This is a genomic window from Thauera sp. ZXT1-4 (genome assembly GCF_052598215.2).
Map to the genome: position 1 here is coordinate 1 of NZ_JBQWSN020000116.1, position 875 is coordinate 875.

Sequence of the window (875 nt, forward strand, 5' to 3'; positions counted from 1 at the left end):
AGTTCGAAGCGGTCTTCCGGCGTTGGGTGGGCGGGATCGTTGGCGCACTCGATGGAGTGTTGGCCGTCGACGGCAAGACGCTGCGCCGTTCGGCCGATGGGGAGGCGCCGCCGGTGCACATGGTCAGCGCCTTCTCGACCGAGCTCGGACTGGTGCTGGGTCAGGAGAAAGTGGCCGGCAAGAGTAACGAGATTACCGCCATTCCTGAACTGCTTGAGGCTTTGCACATCAAGGGCATGCTGGTGAGCATCGACGCGATGGGCTGCCAGCGTGAGATTGCCGCCAAGATCACCGAGAAGGGGGCGGACTACCTGCTCGCGGTCAAGGGCAACCAACCCACGTTGCATCAGCAGGTACGCGACCTGATCAGCGATGCCCAGGTCGCCAACGACGGCTTCAAGCACGTGGACAAGTCCCATGGCAGGACGGTGATGCAGTTGAGCTGGGTCGCGGCCAGCGGGGCGGAGATCGACGCCGAACTGTGGCCCGGATGCAAGACGGTCGGCTGCGTCGTCTCGCAGCGCGTGGTTGGCGCGAAAGTCGCGGAGCTCGAGGAGCGCTACTACATCAGCTCGCGCAAACTCACTGCCGAGGAACTGGCCAAGACCGTGCGTGCGCACTGGGGTATCGAGAACCGGCTGCACTGGATGCTTGACGTCTGCTTCGGCGAAGACGACTGCATGATCCGAAAGGACAACGCCCCGCAGAACCTCTCGCTGCTCAAGAAGATCGTGTTGAACCTGATTCGTGCGGACACAACCGACACCGCCAAGACGAGCCTGCGCCTCAAGCGCAAACGGGCGGCCTGGGATGACGATATCCGTATGAAAATGCTGGGGATTCATTCGTTATGACTTTCGAGTGCGATGACCCTG

General features: G+C 61.9%; 1 protein-coding gene. It reads left to right on the forward strand.

The window, feature by feature from the left end; all coding sequences use genetic code 11:
- On the forward strand, positions 1-854 hold an 854-nt coding region (locus ACUH78_RS19385; protein ID WP_445334462.1), incomplete at its 5' end, for an ISAs1 family transposase.
- Positions 855-875: the final 21 nt, after the last annotated feature.